Annotated in this window: 20 protein-coding genes; 11 read left to right on the top strand and 9 right to left on the bottom strand. The window is 71.2% G+C overall.

Annotated elements, in window-relative coordinates; all coding sequences use genetic code 11:
• Window positions 1-88: 88 nt before the first annotated feature.
• Window positions 89-283, bottom strand: a complete 195-nt coding sequence (locus tag G4Z16_RS33095; protein ID WP_197352049.1) for a hypothetical protein — start codon at window positions 281-283, stop codon at window positions 89-91.
• A 178-nt stretch (window positions 284-461) separates the two neighbouring features.
• Between G4Z16_RS33095 and afsR the strand changes: the two genes are divergently transcribed.
• The 3 genes from afsR to G4Z16_RS19730 all read left to right on the top strand — a co-directional run bounded on the left by afsR (window position 462) and on the right by G4Z16_RS19730 (window position 5,290).
• A complete protein-coding gene (gene afsR / locus G4Z16_RS19740) occupies window positions 462-3,416 on the top strand; it encodes an SARP-family global regulator AfsR (protein ID WP_197352048.1) in 2,955 nt (984 codons plus the stop codon).
• Window positions 3,417-3,633: 217 nt separating this feature from the next.
• On the top strand, window positions 3,634-3,858 hold the full coding sequence (locus G4Z16_RS19735) for a hypothetical protein (RefSeq protein ID WP_197352047.1): 225 nt from the start codon (window positions 3,634-3,636) through the stop codon (window positions 3,856-3,858).
• A gap of 475 nt (window positions 3,859-4,333) precedes the next feature.
• Window positions 4,334-5,290, top strand: a complete 957-nt coding sequence (locus G4Z16_RS19730; protein WP_197354637.1) for an IS481 family transposase — start codon at window positions 4,334-4,336, stop codon at window positions 5,288-5,290.
• 14 nt (window positions 5,291-5,304) lie between these two features.
• Here the strand turns inward: G4Z16_RS19730 and G4Z16_RS19725 are convergent, their stop codons facing one another.
• Entirely contained in the window at window positions 5,305-5,838 is a 534-nt protein-coding gene (locus tag G4Z16_RS19725; RefSeq protein ID WP_197352046.1) for a hypothetical protein, read from the bottom strand.
• A 197-nt stretch (window positions 5,839-6,035) separates the two neighbouring features.
• Between G4Z16_RS19725 and G4Z16_RS19720 the strand changes: the two genes are divergently transcribed.
• Window positions 6,036-6,956: a hypothetical protein gene (locus G4Z16_RS19720; RefSeq protein WP_197352045.1), complete on the top strand. Its 921-nt coding sequence runs from the start codon at window positions 6,036-6,038 to the stop codon at window positions 6,954-6,956.
• Window positions 6,957-7,104: 148 nt separating this feature from the next.
• On the opposite strand, the gene G4Z16_RS19715 is transcribed toward G4Z16_RS19720, so the two are convergent.
• Together G4Z16_RS19715 and afsK are read right to left on the bottom strand one after the other, a co-directional pair.
• On the bottom strand, window positions 7,105-7,488 hold the full coding sequence (locus G4Z16_RS19715; RefSeq protein WP_246530956.1) for a VOC family protein: 384 nt from the start codon (window positions 7,486-7,488) through the stop codon (window positions 7,105-7,107).
• A 51-nt stretch (window positions 7,489-7,539) separates the two neighbouring features.
• A complete protein-coding gene (gene afsK, locus G4Z16_RS19710; protein WP_197352044.1) occupies window positions 7,540-10,146 on the bottom strand; it encodes a protein serine/threonine kinase AfsK in 2,607 nt (868 codons plus the stop codon).
• Between the two features lie 651 nt (window positions 10,147-10,797).
• On the opposite strand from afsK, the gene G4Z16_RS19705 reads away from it, so the two are divergent.
• Both G4Z16_RS19705 and G4Z16_RS19700 read left to right on the top strand, forming a co-directional pair.
• Window positions 10,798-11,445, top strand: a complete 648-nt coding sequence (locus tag G4Z16_RS19705; protein ID WP_197352043.1) for a TetR family transcriptional regulator — start codon at window positions 10,798-10,800, stop codon at window positions 11,443-11,445.
• Window positions 11,446-11,636: 191 nt separating this feature from the next.
• Entirely contained in the window at window positions 11,637-12,779 is a 1,143-nt protein-coding gene (locus G4Z16_RS19700; RefSeq protein ID WP_425508094.1) for a flavin-containing monooxygenase, read from the top strand.
• 34 nt (window positions 12,780-12,813) lie between these two features.
• On the opposite strand, the gene G4Z16_RS19695 is transcribed toward G4Z16_RS19700, so the two are convergent.
• A complete protein-coding gene (locus tag G4Z16_RS19695) occupies window positions 12,814-13,599 on the bottom strand; it encodes an NAD(P)H-dependent oxidoreductase (RefSeq protein ID WP_197352042.1) in 786 nt (261 codons plus the stop codon).
• 70 nt (window positions 13,600-13,669) lie between these two features.
• Between G4Z16_RS19695 and G4Z16_RS19690 the strand changes: the two genes are divergently transcribed.
• Together G4Z16_RS19690 and G4Z16_RS19685 are read left to right on the top strand one after the other, a co-directional pair.
• On the top strand, window positions 13,670-14,731 hold the full coding sequence (locus tag G4Z16_RS19690) for a GlxA family transcriptional regulator (protein WP_281393702.1): 1,062 nt from the start codon (window positions 13,670-13,672) through the stop codon (window positions 14,729-14,731).
• Between the two features lie 155 nt (window positions 14,732-14,886).
• Window positions 14,887-15,297 (top strand): RidA family protein, encoded by a 411-nt coding sequence (locus G4Z16_RS19685; protein ID WP_130298979.1) that lies wholly within the window; start codon window positions 14,887-14,889, stop codon window positions 15,295-15,297.
• 206 nt (window positions 15,298-15,503) lie between these two features.
• On the opposite strand, the gene G4Z16_RS19680 is transcribed toward G4Z16_RS19685, so the two are convergent.
• Entirely contained in the window at window positions 15,504-16,886 is a 1,383-nt protein-coding gene (locus G4Z16_RS19680; protein ID WP_425508173.1) for an MFS transporter, read from the bottom strand.
• A gap of 157 nt (window positions 16,887-17,043) precedes the next feature.
• Here G4Z16_RS19680 and G4Z16_RS19675 point away from each other — a divergent pair, with 157 nt between their 5' ends.
• A complete protein-coding gene (locus G4Z16_RS19675) occupies window positions 17,044-18,090 on the top strand; it encodes a GlxA family transcriptional regulator (protein WP_197352040.1) in 1,047 nt (348 codons plus the stop codon).
• Here G4Z16_RS19675 and G4Z16_RS19670 read toward each other — a convergent pair.
• The 3 genes from G4Z16_RS19670 to G4Z16_RS19660 form a co-directional block, all read right to left on the bottom strand.
• Entirely contained in the window at window positions 18,020-19,027 is a 1,008-nt protein-coding gene (locus G4Z16_RS19670) for an alpha/beta hydrolase (protein WP_197352039.1), read from the bottom strand. The two genes, G4Z16_RS19675 and G4Z16_RS19670, sit on opposite strands and share 71 nt — an antisense overlap.
• A 58-nt stretch (window positions 19,028-19,085) precedes the next feature.
• Complete coding sequence (locus tag G4Z16_RS19665; protein WP_197352038.1) at window positions 19,086-19,580, bottom strand: ATP-binding protein; 495 nt, start codon at window positions 19,578-19,580, stop codon at window positions 19,086-19,088.
• A gap of 362 nt (window positions 19,581-19,942) precedes the next feature.
• On the bottom strand, window positions 19,943-20,320 hold the full coding sequence (locus G4Z16_RS19660) for an STAS domain-containing protein (RefSeq protein ID WP_028436674.1): 378 nt from the start codon (window positions 20,318-20,320) through the stop codon (window positions 19,943-19,945).
• Window positions 20,321-20,760: 440 nt separating this feature from the next.
• Here G4Z16_RS19660 and G4Z16_RS19655 point away from each other — a divergent pair, with 440 nt between their 5' ends.
• Both G4Z16_RS19655 and G4Z16_RS19650 read left to right on the top strand, forming a co-directional pair.
• Window positions 20,761-21,345 (top strand): sigma-70 family RNA polymerase sigma factor, encoded by a 585-nt coding sequence (locus tag G4Z16_RS19655; RefSeq protein WP_197352037.1) that lies wholly within the window; start codon window positions 20,761-20,763, stop codon window positions 21,343-21,345.
• Window positions 21,342-22,856, top strand: coding sequence for an MDMPI N domain containing protein (locus G4Z16_RS19650; protein WP_246530955.1), 1,515 nt, complete (start codon window positions 21,342-21,344; stop codon window positions 22,854-22,856). Before G4Z16_RS19655 ends, G4Z16_RS19650 begins: the two co-directional genes overlap by 4 nt.
• Window positions 22,857-22,902 lie beyond the last annotated feature (46 nt).

Below are 22,902 nucleotides of genomic sequence, written 5' to 3'. Positions count from 1 at the left end.
CCAGGAACCCGGATGTACCTCGACGCCGAACGGCCCAGCCCTGGTGAAGCTCTGGTGGCCGGTCCGTTCCGGGTCCGCAGGACCACGTTCACAGCACGGCGTGCACCTCTGTCTGGGCGCCGCCCTCACGCGCATGGAAGCCCGTCCTGCGCTTCCCGCGCTCCTCGACCGCCTCCCGGGACTGCGCCTGGCGGTACCGCCGCAGGATCTTGACCAGGTGGAATCCTTCATCGCGCACGGCTACCGGACGCTGCCGGTCCTGCTCGACGGGCGGAGCTGACACTGTCGCGATGGCACCACGGGAACGCGGCCGGCCCTCTGCCGGTACCACACCAATCGCCCCGGTTCCGTGAGAAGTTCGAAGGACTCGTAGAGGACCTGGGGCCCTGATGACGTATAGCTGACAAGCAAGGCAGACTGACCTCTGCGGGAGTGGGATAAGGAGCGCGGGGGGCCAAGTCATGGGCGCCGAGGGGAACATCGGTCGCGGGACCGAGCGGCAGGAGCACCAGCTGTGCTTCACCGTGCTCGGACCGGTCCGTGCCCGCCGCGGCGGCCAGGAGCTGCCCATGGGCTCTCCGCAGCAGCGCGCCCTGCTCGCCGCACTGTTGCTGCGCGGCGGTCACACCGCGACGGCCGAGGAGCTGATCGACGCCATCTGGGGCGAGGAGCCCCCGGACCAGGCGAAGGCCGCGCTGCGCACGTACGCGTCCCGCATCCGCAAGGCTCTGGGCGACGACGCGGAGCTGATGGTCAGCGAGTCCGGCGGATACGCGATCCGGCCGGGTCGTGCGTACTCCGAGGTCGTCCTGGACCTCGACGTGGCCACCGCACATGTCTCGGATGCGGAGAAGTCCGCGGCGAGCGGCGACCGGCCGGGCGCGCACGAGAGCTACACCGCGGCGCTCACCCAGTGGAGCGGTGAGGCCCTGGCCCATGTGCCGGGCCCCTTCGCGGAGCGGCACCGCAGCCGCCTGACCGAGTGGCAGCTCTCCCTCCAGGAACACAGCCTTGACCTGGGACTCCAACTGGGCTGTCACACCGAGGCAGTCATTGAACTGACAGCTCTGACAGCCGCGCACCCGTTGCGGGAGCGGCTGCGGGAGCTGCTGATGCTGGCGCTCTACCGCAGCGGCAGGCAGGCCGAGGCACTCGCTGTCTTCGCCGACACGCGGCGGATGCTCGCGGACGAACTCGGCGTCGATCCCTGCGCCGAGCTCATCGCGCTCCACCAGCGCATCCTGGAGGCCGACGACAGTCTCGCCCTCGCTCCCGACGAACCGGCGGGCCCTGCCACGGCCCAGCCCGCACAGCCCGCTCAACTTCCCGCCACCGTCGCGGACTTCACGGGCCGCGAAGCGTTCGTCGCCGAGCTGAAGGACCAACTCGCCCAGGCGGAGGGCACGGTGATGGCGGTCTCCGCCGTGGCGGGCATCGGCGGGGTCGGCAAGACGACGCTCGCAGTGCACGTCGCCCACGCCGCGGCCGAGTACTTCCCGGACGGCCAGCTCTACGTGGACCTCCAGGGTGCGGGCCCTTCGGCGTCCGAACCGCAGGCGGTGCTGGGGGCGTTCCTGCGCTCACTCGGTGTGGACGACACCGGCATCCCGGAAGGGGTCGAGGAGAGGTCCGCGCTCTTCCGGTCACTTCTCTCGGGCCGCCGTGTGCTGACCTTCTTGGACAACGCGCGGGACGCGGCGCAGGTCCGGCCTCTGCTCGCAGGGGCGGCCGGCTGCGCGGCACTGGTCACGAGCCGCTTCCGCATGGTCGATCTGGCCGGAGCACAGCTCATCGACCTCGATGTGATGAGCCCCGAGGAGGCGATGACGCTCTTCACGCGCATCGTCGGCGAGGAGCGTGTCACCGCGGAGCGGCAGGCGGCCATGGCCGTGGTCGGTGCCTGCGGATTCCTCCCGCTGGCCATCCGTATCGCTGCGGCGCGGCTTGCCTCCCGCCGTACCTGGACGGTCGGCATCCTCGCCGAGAAGCTCGCCGACGAACACCGGCGCCTTGATGAACTCCAGGTCGGCGACCAGGCGGTGAAGGCCACCTTCGAACTCGGCTACGGACAGCTCGACGCCGAACAGGCCCGCAGCTTCCGCCTGTTGGGCCTTGCCGACGGCCCCGACATCTCCCTCCAGGCCGCGGCGGCGCTCCTCGACCGTCCGGCCGGGACGACCGAGTCCCTGCTGGAGTCGCTCGTCGACGCGTCCCTGCTGGAGTCGGCCGCGCCCGGCCGCTACCGCTTCCACGACCTGGTACGGCTCTTCGCCCGCGCTTGCGCCGAGCGCGACGAACAGCCCCCGTCGGAACGGGAAGCGGCCTTCTCCAGGCTGCTGGACTTCTACCTCGCCACTGCCTCGAAGGTCTTCGCCCTCGAACGGCCGGGTGAGCGGGCTCTGGACCACCTCATGCAACCGCTCGCCGACGGCATGGTCTTCGAGAGCAGAGACGAGGCACTCGGCTGGCTCTTCTCCGAGGCCGACTGCGTGCTCTCCTGCGTGCATCAGGCGGCGGAACGAGGCATGCTGCGCCATGCCGCCGATCTGCTGATCGCCGTGAAGGACTGCGCCGACTCCGGTGTCCACTCCCTGCGTTACGAACGTGCCGCCGCCGTCGTACGTGACGCGGCCCATAGCGCCGACGACGCCCTGGCCGAGGCCAGGGTCCAGTCCATGCTGACGCACACGCACATCGTCTCGGGCCGCTTCGATCAGGCGGACAAGACAGCCCAGCAGGCCGCCCGTCTCGCCGAGATCGCGGAGGACACGCTGACGACCTGCTGGTCCTTGAACCAGCGCGGAATCATCGCCAATTGCCAGGGTCGCTACACCGACGGAGAGGCGTATCTGCTGCGCGCGATCGACGCCTTCCGCGCGGACGGCAACCGACCCAGCGAAGCAAGCGCCTTGAGCAACCTCTCGCACATCAACCTGGCGCTGCGGCGTACGGACCGCGCGGTCGAGCTGGCGTGGCAGGGACTGGAGATCTACGAGAGCCTCGACCACAGGATGCGAATGGCCAACGGGAGGTACGCCCTCGGGCGGGCTCTCACACGGGCCAACCGCATTCCGGAAGGACTCGAGCAGCTGACCAAGGCCGTCGCACTCTTTCGTGAGACCAGGCAGCCACTTTGGGAAGGCGTCTCCCACTTCCGCATGGCAGAGGCCCACTTGGCGGCCGGCCGCCCGGGGCAGGCAGCGGCACACGCGGAGCAGGCGCTTGCGCTGCGGGGTATCGGCGGTGAGTGGATGCGCGGCAGGATGCTCACGGTGCTGGGCCGGGCGCTGGTGGCGCTGGGTCAGCACGACCGGGGACGCGTGTGCTGGAAGGACGCGCTTGCCGTCTTCGACGACATGGGAGCGTCGGACGCCGAAGAGGTACGCGGTCTGCTGACGCCGGCCCCAGCTGCGTAAACCTCCTGCACGGGCTCACTTATCGGACGTTCATCGATCGTTTATCGCGGCTCGGCATGGTTACTGCATCGATCCGTCGCGTCGGGGGGCAGGCGGATCTGGGGGGAGGCCGCAATCCGGCTATGGTGAGCGGCCCAAAGCCCGCCCGGCGACCCACGGGGGAGTCGCTGGGCGGGCGCGTCAGCACAATCGGCCACCAAAGCACAGGAGTTCGGCCATGAGCGAGACAACGCAGTCCACCGTTGAGGACTTCGAGAAGGAATTCCGGACCGCCCGTACCGACGACGAGAAGGACGACCGCAGCGGCGTCGAGGTGATGGACGAGCACACGCCCATCCTCCCCGAGGCCGACGACGACGGCGCCTTGGTCCCGATGGACGAGCACACGCCCATCGGCCCTGAGGCGGCACAGTCGAAGGAAGCCGCGGACGACGGCAAGTAGGCCATTTTCACGGGGGATACGGCGGGCTTGGCGTCAGCGGCGCGGAGGGGGCGCCGCTGCCGCCGGGCCCGCTGCTTGAGCGTCGGCCCAGGGGGAATCCTGAAGTTGCCGGCAGTTCGCGACTACACCGACCACTCATCTACCAGGGAGAGAAATGCCCAAAGTTCTGAGAACGCTCATCATTTGCTCGTTACTCGTAGCAGGAGCAGTCTCTCCAGCGGTGGCCGCCGGAACTTCGCCGTCCGACGTGACGAGCGCACACAGCGTCCAGATCAATGACAACAGGGACGAGCACATACCCTGATCTCCAGTAAGCCGGGTAACGGCGGAAGGGGCGGGCCGCAACGGCGGCCCGCCCCTTCGGCGTCCTAGGTGTATTGATCACGAGCGTTGTTGACGTTCGTGGGTCTTGATCATGGCGAAGACCTCCGGTGTGGTGGAGGTGTCTAGGCTTCACCGCACAACGGAGGTCTTCGTGTCCCACCGTAATGCCCGGCTGACCGTGCACGGCAGGCGGTTGCTGGTCGAACGTGTCCGCTCGGGGTTTCCGGTAGCGCATGTGGCTGCCCAGATGGGCGTTTCTCGCACCACCGCACACAAGTGGATGCGGCGATTCGCTGCAGAAGGCGATACCGGTCTGGCCGATCGTTCCAGCCGCCCGCACCGGCTGCCGAACCGCACTCCGCCGGACGTGGAGATGCGCGTTTGCGTTCTTCGCACCGAACACAAACTCGGGCCGGCCCGGATCGGACCGATCCTGGGCCTGCCGCCCTCCACGGTCCACCGTGTCCTGACCCGCAACCGGCTGAACCGTCTGTGCTTCCTTGACCGGCCCACCGGCCAAGTCATCCGCCGCTACGAACGTGACCGACCCGGCGAACTCCTCCACGTCGATGTGAAGAAACTCGGCCGTATCCCCGACGGGGGAGGCCACAAAGTCCTCGGTCGCCAAGCTTCCCGTGCGACCAAGACCGGAGTCGGCTACGACTACATCCACTCCGCCGTCGATGATCACACTCGCCTCGCCTACAGCGAGATCCACCCCGATGAGAAGGCCACCACCTGCGCCGACTTCCTCCGCCGAGCAGCAGTCCACTTCGCCCGCCTGGGCATCGACCGCATCGAACGCGTCATCACCGACAACGCCTTCGCCTACCGCCACAGCACCGCCTGGAAGCAAGCCCTCAGCCATCTGGGCGCCACCGGCAAACGCACCCGCCCCTACCGGCCGCAGACCAACGGGAAAGTAGAGCGCTTCAACCGCACCCTGCTCGACGAATGGGCCTACCTGCGGCCCTACACCAGCAACGCCCAACGCACCGCAGCCCTGACAGACTTCCTCCATAGCTACAACTACCACCGCTGCCACACCGCTCTCGGAGGCAAGCCACCCATCAGCCGCGTGAACAACGCATCAGGTCAATACACCTAGGCGCCGTCAGCCCGTCAACGGACCGATTCGACAAGGCACTCGGAGACGTCGCCGATGCGCTTCGGATTGGCCATCCGTACGTCCACGGGCTCGGTGTCCCGGCTGCCGACCTCCACCTTCGCCTCGCCGGAGTCGACGTAACTCCCGGCGGCGTCAAGGAACTTGACCTTCACCTGATAGGTCGTGGTGTAGCTCTTCGGGTTCCGGACCTCGACCACGGCCTTCGCCTCGCTGCCGGTCTGCGCCGCGCACTGCGTCACGGTGCCGGTCGCCGTCCTGTTGCTGGCGCTTCCGTTCCTCGAACCCGTCGTCCCCGTGGTGCTGTTGTAGCGGCGCGACCCGCTGTAGGAACCGCTGTCGGAGTCGTGCCGGTCCTTGCCCACGCTGTCGTAGCTGCTTCCGCTCTTGCTGTGGCTGCTGGAACTCGAGCTGCTGCACCCGCCCGACTTGCCGCTGCTGCGGCTGCCGCCCTTACGTGCGGTGCTGAAACCGCTGAGCGCGACGAGTACGACCGCCACGGCCGCGATGAGCTTGAGATGGCGCGACATGGTTGAGACCCCCGATTCTTGACATGGCCACTGAGGGCTCATGCCCCCGTGAGGGGACGCCGCGAGGTGGCCGAGGGGTTCCACCAGGCGTACCGTTTTCTGCGGGACGGCGCACGCCTGCGTCGTCCGCCTGCTTCCCGACGGGAGAAGCCCCCGCGGGGAGGAGCGACCCGGCGCCCGGAAGCGAGGCGTAGCAGATGGTCCGCAATCTGCTCGGCATCCTGTTCGCGCTAGTCGGAGCGGCCGCGGCCGCGTGGAGCCCCTTCCTCACCTGGTACGGCGGCCGCCTCGGCCGCGACTACCGGGTCAGCGAGCTGTTCACGTCCGCCGGCATCACCGGCACCCAGGCGGGCGTGTGGACGGGCCTCTTTCTTCCCATGGTGGGGGCCGCCGCGATCACCCTGCTGGCGGCGCTGCTGCGCTCCCGTCTGCTCGTGGCGCTGGCCGGACTCATCGTGCTCGGCTTCACCGTCCTGTGGATGGTCCGCCAGGGGCAGGAGGCGGGCACCCTCACGGCCGGCGCCGGCGGACTGGGCGAGGGCGTGGGCTACGCGGTCGGCGGCGGAGCGCTGCTGCTGATCGGCGCGCTCGTGATGCGGGGGCGCCGCGCCAAGGGTCGCCGCCGCAAGGGCCAGGGACGCCGCGGCCGCGTGGACGACAGCGCCGCCGCCCGCGCGGTCCCGCACGAGAATCACGAGTACTCCGAACTGCCGCAGCCCTACGGCTCGTTCGACACGATGCCCGGCCCGCACGGCGCGTACCAGGCGGACGACTGGCAGGTCTACGGCCGGCGCCACGATCCGTACTTCGACGACGACTCCACGCCCGCCGAGGAGTGGGACCCGTGGGCCGCCGGACATCCCGAACGTCCGCCCACGGTCCGGCCCCCCTTCATCCGTCCGGCCGAGGACGGGGAGGACAAGGGCAAGGAGGCGGAGGAGACCCCGGCCGAGCGGCCCGGGCAGGCGTCGGACGAGACGGCCGACCAGGCGCCGCAGGGACCGCAGCAGCAGCCTCCGGCCGCCGAGCCTCCCGAGGAGGAGGACGGCCGCGGCCAGGAGGGCACTCGGCGGTTGCCGCGAAGACCCGACCACCGCCGCAGCGGTCCGTACGACTGACGCGGACCCGGCCGCGCTCCCCGACCTGTGCGCCCCCGGCCTCCGGAAACCCGCCGGGCTCAACGGCCCGTCAGCGAGCACCTCCGTGCCGAAGAGCGCGCTTCAGTGCCCCGCGCTTCAGAGCTCCGCGCTTCAGTGCCCCGCGCTTTCAGTGCCCCGGCAGGAACAGGCAGAACGGATGCCCCACCGGATCGAACAGGACGCGGACACCTTTCTGCGGCTGGAATTCCGCGACGACCGCTCCCCCGGCGACGGCATGGGCCGAGGCGATGCCGAGATCGTCGACCTCGATGTCCAGGTGGATCATCATCTGCTGGTCGCCCCGCCCGGCCGGCCACACCGGCCTGACGTGCTCCGGCTCCGTCTGGAACGAGAGTCCGGGCCCGCCGTCCGGCGCTTCGAGCATCACCCAGTCCGGCTCGTCCGACTTCACCCGCCAGCCCAGCAGGTGGTGGTAGAAGTCCGCCAGCGCACGCGGATCGGGTGCGCCGAGCACGATGCCGGCAAGTCTCGTCCGCGGTCCGCCGCTCACAGCGCCTCCTCGTCCCGAGCCTCCTCGTCCCGAAGGCCGTGACCGATGTGCTCAGGTCTGACGGGCCTGCCCGGTGCCCTTCTCGGCGTCCAGCGCGTAGACGCAGCGGTCCTTGCTGCAGGCGTAGACGACACCGCGGTCGGCCACCGGCGACCCGGTGATCTCGCCGCCCGTGGCGAGCTTCCAGCGGAGTTGGCCGCCAACCGCGTCGACCGTGTAGAGGCAGTGGTCCGCCGAGCCGAAGTGCACACGTCCGTCCGCGACGACGGGCGCGCCCACCAGGTCGCCGGCGGCGGCGAACCGCCACCGCGGCGTACCGCTGACAGCGTCCAGCGTGTACAGCGCGCCGCCGCTGCCCAGGTGCACGAGCCCGTCCGAGACGACGACCGGCTCCGTCGAGTGCCGGGCCTCCGTCGCGATCCGCCACCGGTCCTGACCGGTGACGGCGTCGAGGGCGTAGACGGTGCCGAGGTAGTCGGCGAGGTACACGCCGCCACCCGCGACCGCCGGGCCGTGCACGAACGCCGGTGGGCTGAGGAAGGCCGCCGGGGCCTCGAAGCGCCACCGCTCCGCGCCGCTGACGCCGTCCAGCGCGTGGACGCGGGCACCCGCGCACACGTACACCACGCCGTCCTCGGCAGGGGTCAGCCGCAGCGGGACCCCTCCGGTGGCCGCGGCGTCGCCGACCGGGTACGACCAGCGCTCGGCGCCCGTACGGGCCTCCAGCGCGAACAGACGGCCCTCGCCCCACGTGTAGACCGTGCCCTCGTGCACCGAGGGGCCGGCCTCGCGGGTCTCGAACTCGGTCTGTGCGCCGCCGAGTTCCCACAGCTTCTCGCCGTTGGCCGCCTCCCACACCTGCACGCCGCCGCCACGCGTACCCGTGACGACGGTGCCGCGGTCGACCTGGAGGGAGAACACCCAGCCGTCGGTCGCCAGCCGCCACAGCTCGGAGCCGTCGCGTGCGTCCAGCGCGTAGAGGCTGGGCCCGTCGGAGGCGTGCACACGTCCGCCGGAGACCTCCATGGACCAGGCAACCTCGCGCGTCCTGAACTGCCGGCGTCCGCTGGTGACGTCGAGCGCGTGAACCTCGAAGGAGGTGACGTAGAGCAGATCGTCGGCGACGGCAGGCGTGCCCCACACGTCGTTCGACATGCGGAAGCGCCACGGACGCCAGCGCTGCGGCTGCGACTGGCCGGCAGGCGCCTCACCGACGGCGCCGGGCGGCGGAACCGCTCCGGTCGGCCCCGCGAGAGGAGGCGGAGACGCCTCACCACCCGCGCCGGGGGCGGGCGCCACAGCTCCGGCTCCGGTGACCGGCGCACCGTTCGGCGGCCGGACCCAGCCGGTCGCGGGACCGGCGGCCTCGGCGCGTGCGTCCTCGGAGCGGCGCGGCCCGGGTCCGATGGGCACGTGCGAGCCGGGCAGCCGTACGGGAGCACCGTCCGCAACGTCCGGCGGCGCCGGCGCCTCGGCGGGCTGGACGGGCGCCGCGGCATGAGCGGAGCGGTCCGCCCGGCCGCCCTGTGCCGAGTGAGCGGGGTGCGACGCGATCGAACCGACGGCCGAGGGGCCTCCCGGACCGGCCGGGATGGCGTGCCGGGGCCCGCCACGGTGCCCTCCTCCGCCTGCGGCGTGCGCCGGCGGTGCCTGTGTCACGGCGGGAGGAGCGGCGGCGGACGGTGCCGGCTGTGCGGCACCGCCGTCGGGCCCACCGTCCGGCGGACCGTCCTGGCGGTGGGCGGGCCGCCTCGGCGTGGGGCGTGCCCCGCGCTTGCGCTCGATGAGGGCCACCGCGCCCGCCGGCAGCCAGGCCGAGGCCGTGCCGCTGTCGTCGCCTCCCGAGGAGAACAGGTGCGGGGCGAGCTGGGACTGGATGTCCGCCGGGGTGGGACGCTCCTCCGCCGCCATGCGCATGCACGGGTCGATGAGCGGCCGCAGCTCCTCGTTCATCCCCTCCAGGTCCGGGCCGTCGCGCAGCAGCATGAAGACCGTCTCCACCGGGTTCGCGCCGTGAAAAGGCGCGTGCCCGGTGGCTGCGAAGACCAGCGTGGAGGCGAGGGAGAAGATGTCGCTCGCGCCCGTGACGCTGCGGGAGTCCCGTGCCTGCTCGGGAGACATGTACGCGGGCGTGCCGACGGCCACGTTCGTCATGGTCAGGCGGGTGTTCGAGACACCGGAGGCGATGCCGAAGTCGATGACGCGGGGCCCGTCCTCGACCACGAGGACGTTGGAGGGCTTCAGGTCGCGGTGGACGAGCCCGGCACCGTGAATGGACTGGAGCGCCTCGGCGACTCCGGCCGCGAGCCAGCGGACGGCCTGCACCGGCAGTGGTCCGCACTCGTTGACTATCTCCTCGAGGGAGGGCGCCGGTACGAACGCCGTCGCGAGCCACGGCACGGCAGCCCTGGGGTCGGCGTCAACGACGGCCGCGGTGTAGAAGCCGCTGACGGCGCGGGCGGCCTCGACCTCACGCGTGAAGCGCACACGGAACAGCTGATCCTCGGCGAGCTCGGTGCGTACGGTCTTGATCGCCACACGCCGGCCGGACGCCGAACGCGCGAGGTAGACCAGCCCCATGCCCCCGGCGCCGAGCCGGCCGAGCACCTCGAACTGGCCGATCCGTCGCGGATCGTGCTGCGTCAGCTGCTCCACCACTTACCTGCCACCTCCCCGTCGGGGCCACTCGACTCCCCGCCCCGTGCAGCTTCTCACTGCCGTACCGGACACGCGGTCCACAGGCTGATTCTTCCTGCCCAAGGCGGTGGTTGCGAACCCGGGGGCCGCCCCTGCGGGTCTGCGCAGGCCAAACAACGAAGCGCGAGGCTTCATTCCAGTCCTCGCGCAGGTCCGTACGGGGCGGACCCGGTGTTCACCGCGCGGCTGCCGGCCCCTCACGCCGTACCCGCCGAAGCGGGCCCGCAGGTCACCGGCGCGGCCCGGCGAGGACGCCGTCCGCCCGCGGCGGATGTCTGTGCCCGTACGGCCATGGCCCGTCTGCCTCCCCTGCTCCGCCCTGCCTCTGCTTCTGCTCCGCCCCCCGGCGTGTGCGGACGATTCCACTCGTACGGCACGCTAGCCGCGTTCTGGAATCCGCGCAGGCCGATGATTCGAACGCACAGTGTTCTGCCCTCCGGTCCGCCCGCCTGTGCAACCTTCCGCCCCCGCTCCCGTCCCGCTTCCCGCCCCGTCTCCCGTCATGTACGTCTGCCCGCTCGGACGGCCGGGACCCACCCCGTATCACGGCGGGTGCCATCCCATTGGATGCGGCCGAATCGCGCGCCCGTTCCCCGTCGATAAGCTGACGGCATGACAGGACAAGTTCGAACCGTCGACGGGCGAGTGGCGGGTCGCCGCGGACAGGCGACGCGGCAGAAGCTGCTCGACTGCCTCGGCGAGATGCTCAGCTCGTCGCCGTATCGCGATGTCAAGGTCATTGATGTCGCACGGCGGGCGGGCACGTCCCCGGCGACCTTCTACCAGTACTTCCCGGACGTCGAGGGCGCCGTCCTCGAACTGGCCGAGTCCATGGCGAAGGACGCCGCCGCGCTCAGCGAGCTGGTGGCGGACCGTTCCTGGGCCGGCAAGTCCGGCTGGCGCACCGCGGAGGAGTTCGTCGACGGATTCCTCGCGTTCTGGCGCAAGAACGATGCGATCCTGCGGGTGATCGACCTTGGTGCGGCCGAAGGCGACAAGCGCTTCTACAAGATCCGCATGAAGGTCCTGAACTCCGTCAACCAGCCGCTGACCGACTCCATCAAGGACCTGCAGGCCAGGGGCAGGGTCGACAAGGATGTCAACCCTGCGGCCACGGCCGGAGCCCTCGTGATGATGCTGGCCTCCGTGGCGGGCCATCAGAAGGGCTTCCAGACGTGGGGCGTGAAGCAGGCGGACCTGAAGCCGAATCTGGCGGTGCTCGTCCACCTCGGCGTGACGGGCCGCAAGCCCACCAGATGAACCGTTTCCCCTGAGCACCCCGAAAAACGTTTCTCCCTCTCCTCCCGGAGACGGCGATCGCCCTCCGTCTCCGCGCTTTCTCCGCGATCTCCCGCAATCGCCCCGCACCCCGCCGACAGCGGCCTCCACGTACTCTTCCCGTGACGCTTCCGTGACGGGAACACCGCGCCACCAGCACTAAGCTCTCCGTCATGCCCATGACCGACGACGGGGTTCCCGTTCACATCATCGGCGCCGGTCCTGGTGGGCTGGCCACCGCCGCAGCACTCCACGAACTCGGCATCAGCACCGTCGTGCTCGAGAAGTCCCCGTCGGTCGCCGCGTCCTGGCGCGCCCACTACGACCGGCTGCGGCTGCACACCACGCGGGGCTGGTCGGCGCTGCCCGGACTGGAGATACCCCGCTCGTACGGGCGCTGGGTCGCCCGCGACGACTTCGTCCGCTACCTGGAGAGCTACGCCGAGCACTTCGGCATCGAAGTGGCCACCGGCGTCGAGGTCGACACGATCGAGCGAAGCGGCGCGGACTGGGTGCTGCACGCGAACGGCGGACGGAGGCTGACCACGCCCGTCGTCGTCGTGGCCACCGGCTACAACCACACCGCGCGCATCCCGGCCTGGCCCGGACGCGAGAGCTTCCAGGGCGAACTGCTGCACGCCTCCCGCTACCGCAACGCGAAGCCGTACGAGGGCAAGGACGTGCTCGTCGTCGGCGCCGGGAACACGGGGGCCGAGATAGCCGCGGACCTCGCCGACGGCGGGGCCGCGCACGTGCGGCTCGCGATACGCACCGTCCCGCACATCGTGCGGCGCTCCACCCTGGGCTGGCCCGCTCAGGCCAACGGGATCCTGTGCCGCCGGCTGCCCACGCGGCTGGTGGACCGTCTCGCGGCGCGCATGGCAAAGATCGCCATCCCCGACCTGTCCTCACGCGGCCTGCCGCGGCCGGACACCGGGCTCTACACCCGGGCCCGGCAGGGGGCGATCCCCGTGCAGGACGTGGGGCTGATCGCCGCCGTACGGAAGGGCAAGGTCGAGCCCGTCGCCGCGGTGGAGTCCTTCGACGGGGAGAAGGTGCGGCTCGCCGACGGGGCGGCGCTCGCCCCCGACGTCGTCATAGCGGCGACCGGCTACCAGCGCGGACTCGAGGACCTCGTCGGGCACCTCGGCGTGCTCGACGAGACCGGCCGCCCGCTGGCGCACGGCCGCCGCACCCACCCGGAGGCCCCCGGGCTCTACTTCATCGGCTACACGAACCCGCTCAGCGGAATGCTCCGGGAGCTGTCGCTGGACGCGCGCAGGATCGCGAAGGCGGTCACGCGGGCGGCGGCCTGACGCGCACCGGCCGCGGCGCCGGGGCGGCAGCGGCTCACGCGCAGACCTCGTGGACGGCTGGACCGGTGGCACCGGGCTCGATCCAGGGCTGGAGCGTCAGGGTCTCGTCGTAGTCGCCGCCGTTCTCGCTGCGGAAGGCCAGCGGCTCCGCCTCGGGCAGGGCGCGCAGCCGCTCGCGCAGGGCATCGGCGTACTCCCGGTGGCCCTCGTCCGTGAGCCGGTCCGCTCCGTACACCACGAAGGGCCGGTGAGGGGCCATGCCCGTGTACCAGAAGGTGCCGTGCAGCAGCGGCCACAGCACGTCGTTGACGTATCCGTGGATGCCGCGCGGAGCGAAGCCCGGCTCGCGGGAGCCGACCGAGGTGATGACCAGCGCGCGCTTGCCCGCCAGGCCGCCCTCGCCGTAGCGCAGGATGCGCCCGTCAGGGCCACGCAGCCCGAACGCGAATCCCTGGACGAGTACGCGGTCGAACCAGCCCTTCATGATGGCGGGCGGCCCGAACCACCACATCGGGAAGTGGAAGACCAGGGTGTCGGCCCAGGCGATCTTGCGCTGCTCGGCGCGGATGTCCTCGCTCTGCTCGTCCGCCGTGTACGCGCGCTCCTGCTCGGCGCCGACACTCAGCCGGGCCGCGTCGCTCGTGCCGGGCCCTGCCGGGCGTACGTCGGCGGCGTCCAGGACCGCCTTCCAGCGCATGGCGTACAGGTCGGAGACCTGGGTCTCGTGCCCGTACGCGGTCAACTCCCGCAGCCCTTCCCGCATGAGGGACGCGTTGAGGGAGCGCTGCTCGGGGTGGGCGAAAATCCAGAGAACCTTCATGGCTCGATGCTCCGACGTCCGCAGTCGCCGAACGAGTGGCCAGATGGCCAGCATGTGGAAGAATCTGGCCATGACCGTTGTGTCCTCCTCGTCCGCCTCGCCCTCCCCCACGCCGCGCACCGGCGCCCCGTTCCACGACGACGGGCGGCACCGCGTCGCCGTGCTGGTGCGTCCCGGCGTGATGCCGCTCGAACTGGGGCTTGTGCACCAGATGTTCGGCGCCGCGAGGAGCCCGGAAGGCGGCGCGGAGGGCGGCGCCGCGCTGTACGAGACCGTCACCTGCGCGGTCACGCCCGGCCCGCTCCGTACGAACGCGGACTTCACCGTCCACGTCGCGCACGGGCCTGAAGCCCTGGGCGATGCGGACACCGTGATCGTCCCGGCCACCCACGAGGACGACGACCCGGAGACGACGGGACGCCTCGGCGCCCCGCTCGCCCAGGCCCTCAGCCACATCCGCCGCCCGGGCACGCGCATCGCCTCGATCTGCACGGGCGCGTTCGTGCTGGCGGCCGCCGGATGGCTGGACGGCATGCGGGCCACGACGCACTGGAAGTCGGCCGAGGACTTCCGCCGCCTCTTCCCGCACGTCGACCTCGACCCGGACGTCCTCTACACCCACGAGGGCGAGGTCCTCACCGCGGCCGGCGAGGCAGCGGGCATCGACCTGTGCCTGCACATGATCCGCGGGGACCACGGCGCGGCTGTCGCCAACGACGTCGCCCGGGCGACCGTCGTACCTCCCCACCGGGAGGGCGGCCAGGCCCAGTTCGTGCCGCGTCCGGTCGCGGAGCCCTCGGTGCGCTCCTCGACGGGCGCCGCGCGCGCCTGGGCGCTCCGCCACCTCCACCGCCCCCTGTCGCTGCGCGAGCTGGCCGAGCAGGAGGCCATGAGCGTACGGACGTTCACGCGCCGCTTCCGCGAGGAGACCGGGCTCACCCCCGTGCAGTGGCTGACGCGGCAACGCATCGAGCGGGCACGGCAGTTGCTGGAGGAGACGGACATGCCGGTGGACGCCGTCGCGGCACGGTCGGGCTTCGGTACGGGGGCATCGCTGCGGCAGCACATGCACACGGCGCTGGGTGTCTCCCCGCGCGCCTACCGGGTCACGTTCCGGGGCGGGGCCCTCTAGGCGGTGTCTCTTCGATCACGTGAGATCCATTGGGCGGCTGACGGCAGCGGCCCATCACGGGAGTCGGCAGCCAGAAAATGTGTCGAACGCTGAGTCGACCTTTGAGAAGGTCCTGAGTGGCCCGGAACCAACCCACCTACAACGTAAGGAAGCCCGTGCCGCGTGCCGTCACGTTGATCCGCTCTGCCTCCCTGTCCGATGTTGCGGAGTACGCCTACGCGGCCACGGCCCCGGCCGAGTCGCGGCTGATCTTCCTGGCCGGAGCATGTCCTCTGAATGAGGATGGCTCCACTGCGGCGATCGGGGACTTCGCGGGGCAGGCGGCCAGGGCTGTGGAGAACATGCGGACCGCTCTGACGGACTCCGGCGCGTCACTGCACGATGTCATCAGCACCCGCGTTCTCGTTGCCTCCCACCGGCAGGAGGACCTTGTGACGGCGTGGGAGGTCGTCCGGGACGCGTTCGGCGACCACGACGTGCCCAGCACATTGATGGGTGTCACCGTGCTCGGCTATGACGGACAGCTCGTAGAGATCGAAGCCATTGCCGCCGTGCTTGATTCCTGAGCCGATGGGCTGTCCCTGCCGGGGGACCCAACTGCCCCGCCTGGGTTCTGGCTCCGGTCTCGATCGGAGCCGAACGAGGAGGGCGGCAGCGGTGAAGGTGCCGAGACAGACGTACCCGCGATCGTCGTAGCGGGTGGCGACGGCCCGGTCAGATCCCCCTGCTGAGCAGGCCAAGACTACGAACCACCTGTTCGAAGAGACGGGGCCTAGGTGCTCCCGGCGCGCGCCGCTTCCGCTTCCGCCTCCGGCCTGCCCCGTCCACGTATCACCAGTGCCATCAGCGCCGCGGTGCCGCACAGGGCTCCCGAGGCGATCCAGGCCACGTCGTAGCTGCCGAACGTGTCGCGCACCAGGCCCGTCAGGAACGCGACGATCGATGCGCCGACCTGGTGCGAGGCGAGGACCCAGCCGAAGACGATCGCCCCGTTGTCGCCGAAGTACCGGTGGCACAGGGCGATGGTGGGCGGCACGGTGGCGACCCAGTCGAGGCCGTAGAAGACGATGAAGAACAGCATCGACGGACGCACGTTCTGCGCGAACAGCATCGGGAGGAAGAGCAGCGAGACACCGCGCAGCGCGTAGTAGACGGCGAGCAGCCTGCGCGCGTCGAAGCGGTCGGTGAACCACCCGGAGGCGACCGTGCCCACCAGGTCGAAGACGCCGATCACGGCGAGCAGCGAGGCGGCGGCGGGCACGGGCATGCCGTGGTCGTGCGCGGCGGGTACGAAGTGCACGCCGACCAGCCCGTTCGTGGAGGCACCGCACACCGCGAAGGTGCCGGCCAGCAGCCAGAAGACCTTGGTGTGCGCCGCGTCGTACAGGGCCCGGAGCGCCCGCTTCGCGGCTCCGGGGGGCGGGGTCGGCGGCGTGACGTAGCCGGCGCCCGCCCCGTACGGAAGCAGCCCCACGTCCTCGGGGCGGTCGCGCAGCACGAGCAGTACGAGCGGCACCACGGCCAGCGCGGCGAAGGCGACGGTCAGCGAGGCCACCCGCCACCCGGGGCCCTCGACCAGCAGCGCCACGAGCGGCAGGAACACCAGCTGCCCGGCGGCTCCGCCGGCGGTGAGGATGCCGCTGACCAGGCCGCGGCGCTCGATGAACCACCTTCCGGAGACCGTCGCGGCGAAGGCCAGAGCCATCGAGCCGGTGCCGAGCCCGACGAGGAAACCCCAGCACAGGATGAGCTGCCAGGTGGCATCCATGAAGACGGTCAGCCCGCTGCCCGCGGCGATCAGCAGCAGCGCCCCCGAGACGATGCGGCGGATGCCGTAGCGCTCCATGAGGGCGGCGGAGAAGGGCGAAGTGAGGCCGTAGAGCAGGACGTTGACGGATACGGCGGCGGAGATGGTGCTGTGCGACCAGCCGAACTCCGAATGCAGCGGATCGATGAACACGCTCGGCGTGGCCCGGAACCCGGCGGCGCCGACGAGCGCGACGAACGACACGGCCGCCACCCACCAGGCGCGGTGCACGCGCGGGGCGCGTCGCCGCAGGGCTGGCGTGCGGCCCTTGCCCCCGGCGCCGGGTCCCTTGGCAAGGGACGTGGGTCCGGTGTCCGGTCCGACGGCAGGCTCGATGGACGGCTCGATGGCCGGCTCGATGGTTGGTTCCGTCTCCGGCTGCGTCGCCGGCTCGCTCGCCGGTCCCGTCGCTCGTTCGGTCGCTCGCTCGGTCACGGATTCAGCCTCCGCCGGCGGTCACCGTCGCACGAGTGGCCCGGAGGCCACGTTGTGCGAGGATCGGGCCATGACTTCGAGCGCCTTCCGCCACCCAGGGCTCCACCGTGTTGCCGTGCTCGTGCGGCACGGCCTGCTGCCGATGGAACTCGGCATTGCGCACCGGATGTTCGGCCGCTCCTGGGACGAGCACGGCAAGCCGCTGTACGAGGTCGTCACCTGCGCGGTGACGCCGGGTCCCGTCCGCACGGACGCCGACTTCACCGTCCACGTCGCACACGGCCCGGAGGCCCTGGCCGAGGCGGACACCGTGATCGTGCCCGCCTCGCACGAGCTGGACGAGCCCTACGCCAGCGGCCGCCTGGAACCCGCGCTGGCCGACGCCCTGGGCTCGATCCGGCCCGGCACCCGCATCGCGTCGATCTGCACGGGTGCGTTCGTGCTGGCCGCGGCCGGGATGCTGGACGGCAGGCGCGCGACGACGCACTGGGCCTCCTGCGAGCGCCTCCAGCGGCTGCACCCCGGCGTCGAGGTCGACCCGGACGTCCTCTACGTGGCGGACGGCAACGTGCTGACCTCGGCGGGCGTCGCGTCCGGCATCGACCTGTGCCTGCACATGGTGCGCGAGGACTTCGGCGCCGCCGTCGCCAACTCCGTCGCACGCCGCACCGTCGTGCCGCCACACCGGGACGGCGGCCAGGCACAGTTCATAGAGCGTCCGGTGCCGCAGCCAGGCGTCCACACCACGGGCACGGCCCGCGCGTGGGCTCTGCGGCACCTCGACAGGCCCGTTGACCTGCGCGAGCTGGCGGAGCAGGAGGCCATGAGCGTACGGACGTTCACGCGGCGCTTCCGCGAGGAGACCGGGATGAGCCCGCAGGTGTGGCTCACGCGGCAGCGCGTCGAGCGTGCTCGGCATCTGCTGGAGAGCAGCCCGCTGTCCGTCGAGAACGTCGCGCGGGACGCGGGCTTCGGTTCACCGTCCTCGCTGCGGCTGCACTTCCAGGCGGCGCTCGGCGTCTCACCCAGCGCCTACAGGCGTACCTTCAGGGTCCGGGGTGCCGGTTCGGACCCGGCCGTCGGTGCGGACGCGGGCGCGGACGGGACCGCGGCTTGAGGGCCCGGCCCGGATCTCCTGACGCCTGCGTGATCCGGTCGCTCAGCCAGGAGTTGACGCCATCGAGCGCCGTCCTGGCGATCGCCGTCGGGTGGCCCGTGAAGCCGTGGGGTGACTCGGGGTAGACCCGGATCTCGACGTCGTTGCCGGCCGCCGACAACCGGCCTGCCAGGGCCAGGTTGTCCTCCAGCAGCACGTCCTCGCTTCCGACGATCAGCAGCGTCGCGGGAAGCCCGCGAAGGACGCCGTGGACGGGAGAGACGTCGGGATGGGTGCGGTCCTCCACATGGCCGGCGTAGGCCTGGATGAAGTACTCGTCCGCGATGCGGCGACCGGCCGGGGTCCGTGCGCTCAAGTCGTAGGTGCCGAATTGAAGTGCGGCGCCGGTGAACCGGCCGGCGGCGCCCCGGTCTCGCAACCGGAGCAGGGTCGCCAGGGCGAGTGTGGCCCCGGCGGAGCTCCCGCCGATCGCGAGCCGCGGCGTTCCGAAGCGGGCACCGGCTTCTTCGACGAGCCAGAGAGCCACCGCTTCGCAGTCGTCCGGCGCCGCCGGCCAGGGGTGCTCGGGCGCCAGCCGGTAGTCCACGCTGACAACGGCGACTTGCAGGGCATCGGCGAGCTCGCGGTTGCGTTCGTCCCCTCGCGCCGCGGAGTCCATGTAGAAGCCGCCGCCGTGTATGTCCAGGTAGACGCCCCTCGGCGGACCGCCGACAGGCGTGAAGATCCTTACGGGGACGCGCACTTCCGCCGCTTCGACCGTCACCTCGACGGCAGGCGGATCGGCGGCACGAGGAGCGGACCTCCTCGCTCGTGCCTCCTTCAACTCCTCCAGCGTGCCGGGACCCCTGCCTGCCGTCCTCGACCGGTAGAAGTCACGAGCCTCGTCGACCTGCTCCACGGGCACATCGGCGAGCAGTGCGTCCAGCGCGAATCGCACGCACCCCTCCTCATCGAGCCCTTCTCAGAAGGACACTGTCGCACCCACGGCTGCGGTGCTACGCGGATAAGCCCCCGTCCGCGCTGCTCACCGCGCCCACCGCCAACTGCTCGGCGGGCACGCCGGAAAGGGCGGCGACGGGGCCCTGGCCACCGCCGGAACGGTCCAGTTCGCACCAGATGCGCTTGCCGAAGTCCTCGCGCTGCCAGCCCCAGCGGTCGGCGAGGCCCGAAACCAGCTCCAGACCGCGGCCGTTGGTGTCCTCGCCGTCGGCGTGACGCTGCCGGGGCGGGCATGTGCTCAGGTCCGCCACCTCGACGCGGACGGATCCCTGCGTGTGGCGTCCGGGCAGCAGCATGCGCAGCACCGACGGAGTGCCCGCGTGCACAACGGCGTTGGTCACCAGCTCCGAGACCAGCAGCAGCAGCGTCTCCGCGAGGGCCTCGTCGCTGCCGATACCGCAGCAGGCCAGCCTCGACCTGGCCCACCTTCGCGCGCGCCCCACCTCCGCCGGGTCCGCCCCGATCTCCAACTGCACCTGAAGCACCCGCACTGCTGACTCCGTCCGAAACTGCCGAGCACATCGCCACGCGCTGTCGCGGGATCACGGACCGTGACCCTGGGAACAGCATGATTGACGCATAGTTGGGGCAACAAGCGCTTCAGGCATATTCCGGCGCAAAGGAGTAGTGGTACTTCATACTGTGCGGCACCACTCGGAGGGGAGTTTCACGGACGTACGTGACGTAAGGCGTCCGTCAGCGGGCAGCCGGGAGCGGGCGCGATGCGCTGAGGGGCGTACGGAGAGGGGGGCGGGGCGGCGCGAGCAGCCGGGAGTTCGCCCGTAAGGCGGTTCGGCTCGGGCTGGTGCGCAGGCGCGAGAAGGGCACGAACGCTGGCCTGGCGGAGGGATGCTCAGGCGGAGAGCGGACCGGCAGCCGTCTCCTGCGTGGCGGTCGAGAGGTCGGGATAGCAGTCGAAGAGACGGCGCACTCCGAGCGCGGCCAGCACGCGGTTCACATGCGATCCGTCCTCGGCACCCTTTGCGGGCAGAATCAGCCGCAACTGCCCGGCGCAGGACCGCATCAGCCGGCGTGAGGCGATAAGGACGCCCACACCGCTGGAATCGCAGAAAAGCACTTCCGAGAGATCGAGGACGAGGCTCCGCCGGCCTTCGGCAACGGCGTCGTGCACGTGCTGCCGCACGGCGGGTGAGGTGACCAGATCCATCTCTCCGGAGACCCGGAGAACGGCCCACTCCCCCCGTTCCTCCTCCGACACCTTCAACGACACGTTCTCGTATCCCCTTCGCTCGACTACACCTGCCCGGGCCCTGCGCACGTTCCGGAACGCTCCCTTCCTTGTGCGGCTGCCCGGCCCCCCACGGTCAAAACGAGCCAGTAACCAGAGCCTATGCGCTCGATGGCCGTTCTCCCCCGCAATGGTCGCAGTCATACCCGCATAACTCCCTGGCATTTTCGGGTGTGATCGCGCATCGATACGTCCTGAGCAATATCGCAACGTGACGGGATCGACACCATCAGCGATCAGCACTGGCAGCACATTGCCGCAAAGGGCCGTGCGTTGTCAGCCCCTCGCACTACATTCGAGGTGCCGGCTTGCGACAGGATCGCGACGGGCACGGCAATGGGGGCACTCCCCCTCGCTCCGCTGGGGGCCCCCACCCAGGCCGAAGGCTCTGGGGGAGGCACGGAATTCGGCTGGGAGTCACGATGGCGAACGAGACACCACCGCGCTGGGACCGGAAGATGCAGCAGCGTCTCGCGCGAGGTGAAGCCGCGGCGCTGGGCGAGTTGTACGACCGTTTCGCTTCGCTCGTGCACAGCCTGTCCCACCGGGTGCTCGAGGACGAGGCGGCCGCCGACCGCACCACGCGCGACGTGTTCGGCTACATCTGGGAGAACCCGCACGCCTACGACCCGAAGAAGGGCCCGATGCGCTCCTGGATAGCGGGAGTCACGCAGGAGATCGCGGCCGGGAGGCTGCGCAGACAGCACCGCGAGGAAGGGCCGCAGTCCCCCGATTCGCCTGAGCGGCGGGAGCAGATCGAGGAGAAGGTGCGCGCCGCGTCGACGGCCGCCCGCGCGGACTACATCGTCACGTCGATGCCCTCCTCGCTGCGCGCGGCGCTCGAGCTGACGTACTTCCAGCGCCGCGACTACCGCCAGACGGCACGGCAGTTGGGCGTGACGGAGGACGAGGCACGGCGGCGGCTGCGGCTGGGCCTCCAGCTGCTGTCGTCGGCCACGAGCCACCCGATGCCGGCGCACTCGAACGGCCCCGGGCGTTCCCGGTGAACGGGCCGTATGGACAGTTCCCCGGCGGCCAGGAGGAGCCGGACGACAACGGCGGCCCCAGAGAAGGCGATCCGGGATCCGGCGGTACGGGCGCCACCGGCAACGGCAGCGGCGCCACCGGCAGCGAGTGCCCGGGCGGAGGTGCGCACCGCATACCGCCTCCCCGCAGCCCGGCGGAGGACTCGCCGTTCCGCACGGACCCGCCCGAGGCACCACTGCCCGGTGCGCCGCCCGAACTCCCGGACGTTCCCCGGCAGTACGAGCCGCACGAGCCGTCCGGCGCGTGGCCGGAGCGGTCATCGGAGCCGCCCCACGAGCCGGCAGGACAGGCCGTGCCCGCCGGACAGCCCGAGCCGGCCGGGCAGTTGCCCGCGCAGTTCGACCACCGGGTGCTGAAGTCGCTGCTCGGCGCCTGGGCCCTCTCCGCGTGTTCCATCGAGGAGACAGCCGCCGTCGAAGGACATCTGAGCGACTGCGGGACGTGCGCGGACGAGGCACTGCGGCTGCGCGACGCCGTCGGTCTGCTGCACCCCGAGGACAGCCTGGATCTCGACCCGACGCTGCGTTCGCAAGTGCTGGAGGGCTGCATGGGGCGGCGCCCGCCGCGGGTGCCCGTGCCCGATTGGGCGGCTCCGTACGACGCGGAGACCTCCCGGCTCGACGCCCTGCTGCGGGACATGGCGGACGCCGAATGGCTCGCGCCCGTCCTGCTGCGCTGGTTCGACGGACGGGAGCACGCGGAGCGGGAGACGACGGTCGGCGGCGTCATCGCCCATCTGTACGCCGTCGACGGCCTGGTGGCCACCGCGCTGGGCCTGCCCGACCCGCTGGACAGCGGCACCGGGAGCGCCGCGTCCGAGGAGGCCGCGCCGCTCCTCCCGTCCTGCCCGGCCTCCCGCACGGAGGAGTTCTGGCGGGCGGACACGGACGTGCTGCGCACGCCGAGCGCTCGCGAACCCTGGCGGGAGCAGGGCCACGCCATGGTCCGTTCGGCGTCGTTCGCGGGCGGCGGCGTCGCCGAACTCGACGTCGTCTACGGCGACTTCACCCTCCCGGTCCGTGACGCCCTGCTCGACCGGGCCTTCGAGTGCTGGATGCATGCCGAGGACATCGCCGACGCGATCGACTACCCGTACGCACCGCCGCAGGGCAGACACATGCACCACATGGTGGACCTGGCCGCCCGGCTGCTGCCCGGGACGGTCGCCTGGCGCCGCCGTGCCGGCCTGTCCACCGCATCGAGACGGCTGACCACCGCGGGCGCGCCGGGCCGCGCCCTGCATCTGGAGGTCGAGGGCGACGGCGGAGGCGACTGGTACATCCCGCTGGACTCGCCCGCGGCCTCGGTCGGCCCGGGCGACGCGGTGGCCCATGTGGCCCTGGACCGCTACGAGTTCTGCCAGCTCGTGGCCGGTCACGTACCGCCGCTGGAGACGGCCGCGGGCCAGGACGGCGACCGGGAGGCGGTTCGCGACGTCCTGTTCGCGGCGGCCTCGCTCTCCCGCATGTAGGCCCGTATGTAAGTCCGCGCCGCCGCAGGGCCCTCAGCCGCTCGGC

The sequence above is a fragment of the Streptomyces bathyalis genome (assembly GCF_015910445.1).
Lineage (GTDB): Bacteria > Actinomycetota > Actinomycetes > Streptomycetales > Streptomycetaceae > Streptomyces > Streptomyces bathyalis.
Note: the sequence above shows the minus strand (reverse complement) of the source record. Positions and strands in the feature narration are given on the sequence as shown.